2 protein-coding genes and 3 pseudogenes are annotated in these 5404 nt (G+C 64.0%); 1 reads left to right on the top strand and 4 read right to left on the bottom strand.

Features of this window, described 5'->3' with window-relative positions; translation table 11 throughout:
- Positions 1-625, top strand: a pseudogene (locus Q427_RS09800) (carboxylate--amine ligase); the annotation flags it as partial.
- Between the two features lie 91 nt (positions 626-716).
- On the opposite strand, the pseudogene Q427_RS35250 reads toward Q427_RS09800, so the two are convergent.
- From Q427_RS35250 to Q427_RS09785, 4 genes and pseudogenes are all read right to left on the bottom strand, one after another.
- Positions 717-1669 (bottom strand): annotated as a pseudogene (locus tag Q427_RS35250) (hypothetical protein).
- Positions 1669-2732: pseudogene (locus Q427_RS36795) on the bottom strand (hypothetical protein). Before Q427_RS36795 ends, Q427_RS35250 begins: the two co-directional pseudogenes overlap by 1 nt.
- Positions 2733-2919: 187 nt before the next feature.
- Positions 2920-4731 (bottom strand): acyl-CoA dehydrogenase C-terminal domain-containing protein, encoded by a 1812-nt coding sequence (locus Q427_RS09790; RefSeq protein ID WP_043513411.1) that lies wholly within the window; start codon positions 4729-4731, stop codon positions 2920-2922.
- Positions 4732-4973: 242 nt separating this feature from the next.
- Positions 4974-5404: MarR family winged helix-turn-helix transcriptional regulator (locus tag Q427_RS09785; protein ID WP_043513409.1), on the bottom strand; the 431-nt coding region annotated here is incomplete at its 5' end.

The raw sequence follows: 5404 nt of genomic DNA, 5'->3' as shown, positions 1-5404 counted from the left end.
GTTTGCCGTCGAGGCCTGGATCCATGATGGCAAGATCAAGTTCCTCAATATCTCCGAGTACGTGACCCTGGGATATTCGGTGTTCGTTCCTGCCACACGGGAACTCGAGAGCTGGCGTACCGCCATCACCAAGCAGATCGAGAAGCTGATCAAGACGTTCGACATCCAGTTCGGCCTGATCCATCCCGAGTACTTCGTGGCGGCGGATGGTGAGATGTATTTCGGTGAGGTTGCCTACCGCCCACCCGGCTTCAAGGCCTTCGAGCTCATCGAGCGCGCCTACGGATTCAGTGCCTATCAGGCATCGATGCTGGTTTTCGACCCCAAGAGCACCAAGGAGGAGGTGGATGCCTTCTTCCCCCGCGAAGTGGTCGACGCCAAAGGCTATGCGGGTTGCTTCGGCGTCTACCCCAGGCGTCGTGTCGTCAGCAAGCTGGAGATGCCCAGGGAAACCATCGAGCACCCGTACTTCGAGTCCCACGAACTGGTGGCCCCCGCCGAAGAGACAGTGCCGGACCGGTCGGCCTTCGGCACACACTGGGGTCTCATCTTCTTCTTCGGTGACGACCCCATCAAGATGCGGGACCTGCTGAAGGCTCAAGAGGAGCTGGATTTCTACGTCTAGGGACGACTTGCATCCCCGTCGGTGTGGGCAGGGCTATGCCCTGCCCATAGCAAGCAGGCGAATGCACCCGATGGCGCTCCACCCGTGAGGATCACTGTCGATCCTCGCGAAGCGCCCCCGAGTCGCCCTTCCTGCTGGAACGCACCCTCGGCAGGAAAAACCGCAGGGGCTCGCGGAGAAATTCCTCCTTGACGCCGTTCAGCAGGGTGCCCGGCTCGATCCGACAGCCCCGAGATCGCAGCGCCACCATCAGCGCCAGGGCGAAGCTCACCCAGAGGTTGACGAAGCCGATCAACATCACGCAAGACAGCCCGACCAGAAAGCCCACCCAACCCTGGAAATCACTGAAGCTGGCAAAACCCAGGTTGGCCGATGAAAAGGCCACATGGCGAATATCCAGCGGCAGGCCCAGCAGATATCCCAGGTATCCCGTCATGCCAAGCAGAACGCCAAACAGGAAATTACCGGCCAGCGCACCATAGTTGTGGTGCAGATAATGCGCCAACCGCTCCCGTCGTGCCGGCGACAGCCACTGCAGGGCGGGATGCCCGACAAGCCGCCGCTCCAGCCTGATGTGATCGGCACGGTTGTCGAAGAAACCGGCCATGATGCCTGCGCAGAACAGCCAGACACCGGCAATGGCCGCGTAAAACAGCGCCAGGCTCTGGAGCGGAGAAATCGCCTTGAGCTGAGAGGCGATCTGCTCGCTTGAGAGCAGCGCCTGGCCGCTGACCGCCAGCGCAAGCGCGGTGATCGCAAAGGCGGTCGCCAGTGCCGCGGCGACATTGCCCCAGACCGCGCCCCATTGGGAGCGGTTCACGTCCCGCAGCAGCCTCGCCAGCTTGCGCCCCAGGGCCTTGCCGTGGCGATTGCGCTCTACCTCGGCGGCAAAGCTGGCCGCAGTCATGGCGGGCTGTTTGGTGGCGATGGTGAAGTGCAGCAGGTGGACCAGCACGAAACCCAGCCATAGTTCAGGCTGACCAGCACCGCCTCGGGCAGCGGCGCCAGCCCCCATGACTCGATGGCAATCTTGATCAGCGCCATCACGGAGATGATCGCCCCTGCTCCGGCCGCGGTGGCGAACAGACGCAGGTAGCTGGCAGATCGCGGGAGATGTAGCGCTCGCCGTGGTCGCTCTTGTTCTGGGTGACGCTGCGCGACACCATCCGCGTGCTCTTCTTCCACACGGCGCGGATGCTGTCCTTCTCCGCCGTCGCCAGCAGCAGCTCCTGCCAGAGTCGCAACGCGGTTCTCGGACCTGCGACCCGATACTGCGGACCGATCAAGACAATCAACTTCTCGATACGCTTGAGCGTCTCTTCCAGACGCTCGATCAGATGCGAGGCATTGGCGGATGACCCCAGGCTGCCGGCACCCCGCCGCCGGAAGCGGGCGACCTGGTCGTTGCACTGATCCAGCATCACCCAGAGGTGGCCGAGTGCCTCGACATCATCACTGCCGGCCTCCCCTTGCAGTGCCGATCGCCGCTCCACGAAGGCGTGGACCTCCCGTTGAAGGGCAATCAGGGTGAGTCGATACGGGTAAGCCGCTCGTCGATACGCATCAGTTCCGGGTCGAGCTCCTCCGCCGCCACCCAAATGGCCAGCATCTCCAGGGCATAGAGGCACTCGTCTTCCAGATGCAAGCGAGCCTGGCGGCGGATATCGGGACTCAGCGACGCCAGCAGGACCCGGGCCAGCCGCAGCCAGGCATCTGCGGGCAGCGCTTCGAGCCAGGCCTTGTCGTGTCGCGTGAGCAGGCTAGCCAGCAAATCGCTGGAGTCCTTCCGGTCCACGGGTGGCGGGTTCAGTCGGTCATATAGCCGGGTGGTGATCTCCCGCAACAGGCCCTCTCGGGAAAGGATCCCCAGCCGCACCAGCGCCGGGTAGATCTCCAGCCGGGAAAAGTGGCCAAAGATGCCTTCTGCCAACAGGCGGGCTTGCTCCGGCTCATCTTGCAGATAGGCCACCAGCGCACCTACCCGCTCGGGGGCGTGGTCGGAACTGCCGGCACGCAGGAAACGGAACAGGGCACCCAGGCAGGCCTCCAGGCCAGCCCCTTCGGGAAGGGGGGGCAGGAGATCTTCAGGGTGAGGAATGACAGTCATAAGGGCGTGAGGTCCATGCTGGATCGACCCGCCCCCGAGCCGAAACGCCGCAGGGGGATAAAATCGAGCTGACAATGATGCCTCCCGACCACCGCCGACACCAGCAACACCGCCAAAAAAAGGCGGCGGGCAAGGCCCGCCGCAAACCACCGATCAGACAACTGACCGAGAGAGATGCCTGGTTGAATCAGATCTCGAAACCGCGACCGAAGTCTTCTGAAGAGAGCGCCATCAGCGGCTCCGCTCCGGCCTGCACCATGGCGGCATGGGCACGGGTGCGCGGCAACAGGCGCGTGAAGTAGAAACGGGCCGTCTTGATCTTGGCTTCGTAGAAGGCCGCATCGTCGCTGCCGGCGGCGAGTGCCGCAGTGGCCTGCTTCGCCGCACGGGCAAAGAGGTAGGCCAGGGTGACGTAGCCGGAGTACATCAGATAGTCGACGCTGGCGGCGCCCACTTCCTCACGATCCTGCATCGCCTTCATGCCGATACCCATGGTCAGCTCACCCCATTCCGCGTTGAGCTTGGCCAGCGGTCCGGTGAATTCGGACAGCTCGGCATTCTCGGCCTCGGCCTGGCAGAACTTGTGGATCTGCTTGGTGAAGACCTTGAGCGTCTCGCCCTGACTCATCAGGACCTTGCGACCAAGCAGGTCAAGGGCCTGGATGCCTGTCGTGCCCTCATAAAGGCGGGTGATGCGCGCATCGCGAACCAGCTGTTCCATGCCCCACTCCTGGATGAAGCCGTGGCCACCGAAGACCTGCACCCCCTCGTTGGTGGCTTCGAAGCCCACCTCGGTAAGGAAGGCCTTGACGATGGGTGTCAGCAGGCCCAGCAGCACCTCCGCCTGCTCTCGCTCGGCGGCATCCGGGCCATGCTCGACGATATCCAGCATCTGAGCGGTATACAGCACCAGCATGCGGCCACCTTCGGCGAAGGCCTTCTGGGTCAGCAGCATGCGACGCACGTCGGGATGGACGATGATCGGGTCGGCGGATTTCTCGGGCGCCTGGGGGCCGGAGAGCGCCCGCATCTGCAGCCGGTCACGAGCATAGGCCAGGGCGTTCTGGAAGCTTGCCTCGGTCAGGCCCAGACCCTGGATACCCACGCCCAGCCGGGCCGCATTCATCATGGTGAACATGCAGGCGAGGCCCTTGTTGGGCGGCCCCACCAGGTAGCCGCGGGAGCCATCGAAGTTCATCACGCAGGTGGCGTTGCCGTGGATGCCCATCTTGTGCTCCAGGGAGCCGCAGGAAACGCCGTTGCGCTCGCCGGGGTTGCCGTCGGCGTCGGGCAGGAACTTCGGCACCACGAACAGCGAGATGCCCTTGGAGCCCTCGGGGGCGTCCGGCAGCTTGGCCAGCACCAGGTGGACGATGTTCTCGGCCAGGTCATGCTCGCCGGCCGAGATGAAGATCTTGGTGCCGGTGATGTCGTAGCCACCGTCTGCTGCCGGCACGGCACGGGTCTTGATCAAGCCCAGGTCGGTGCCGCAGTGGGGCTCGGTCAGGCACATGGTGCCGGTCCAGACGCCTTCCACGAGTTTGGTCAGGTAGGTGGCCTGCTGCTCCTCGGTGCCGTGGTGACGCAGGGCATCGGCGGCGCCGTGGGAAAGCCCCGGGTACATGCCCCAGGCCAGGTTGGTGGAGCAGACCATCTCGTTGAGTACCATGGCCAGCGAATGGGGCAGCCCCTGCCCGCCATGCTCCGGAGACGCCGCTAGGCTCGGCCAGCCACCTTCCACGTACTGTTCGTAGGCCGCCTTGAAGCCCTTTGGCGCCTTGACCTCGCCGCCCTCGAGCAAGCACCCCTCCTGGTCACCCGTCTGGTTCAGTGGCAGCAGCACCTCGCGGGCGAAGCGTGCGCCCTCCTCGAGAATGGCGGCAACCACATCGGGAGAGGCCTCTTCACCACCCGGAAGACGGGCATAGTGAGCGGGGTAATCCAGCATCTCGTCCATTACGAAGCGCAGGTCGCGCAGGGGGGCCTGATAGTCGGGCATTTCTACTCTCCACAAAGGGTCGCCACAAAGGATCGCCGCGAAGGCTCGCCACGGAAGGTCGCCTGAAGTCGGGCGCGTGAAGGCGGCGCCGGCCGCTTTCAAACATGTGTTTGAAACTAGCCTGCGACAAGCGAGAGTCAAGCGCTTGTTTGAGCCCTTTCGTCGAACGGGGCCCATGACATGTGCATGGCGGCGGACATGGGGGGCAACGACGTGCTCCTGGGCCTTGGCAAGGCCCGGCGTCAGGGCATCGCATCCTGGAGACGTGCGCGCAGCGACTCAAGCCTCGACTTGAGGGAGTTGAGGTCGTCGAAGGAGGCGCCGCTGGCCATCACCACGCAGTCCGGGATCTCCTCGGCACGATCGCGCAGCGCCCGGCCGGCGTCGGTAAGGAACAGTTCGACGACCCGCTCATCGGCTGTGCTGCGCACTCGCCTGAGCAGGCCATCGGCTTCCAGGCGCTTGAACAGGGGGGTCAACGAACCGGTATCGGTCATCAGTCGACGGCTGATGGTACCCGCGCTGAGGCCATCCTCTTCCCACAGTGTCATCATGACCAGGTACTGCGGATAGGTGAGGCCCAGCGCCTGAAGCAGGGGCTTGTAGAACTTGGTCATCAGGAGGGAGGTGGAGTAGAGGGCGAAGCAGAGCTGATCGTCGAGCTGTAACGTGG

This window comes from Halomonas sp. BC04 (assembly GCF_000568385.1).
The sequence above is the reverse complement of the archived record's forward strand: the minus strand, read 5'-3'. Positions and strand labels throughout refer to the sequence as shown.

What these genes read in the sequence shown, in the direction of transcription:
- Q427_RS09790 (WP_043513411.1), bottom strand. Translation starts at nt 4,731, where the DNA reads ATGCCCGACTATCAGGCCCCCCTGCGCGACCTGCGCTTCGTAATGGAC.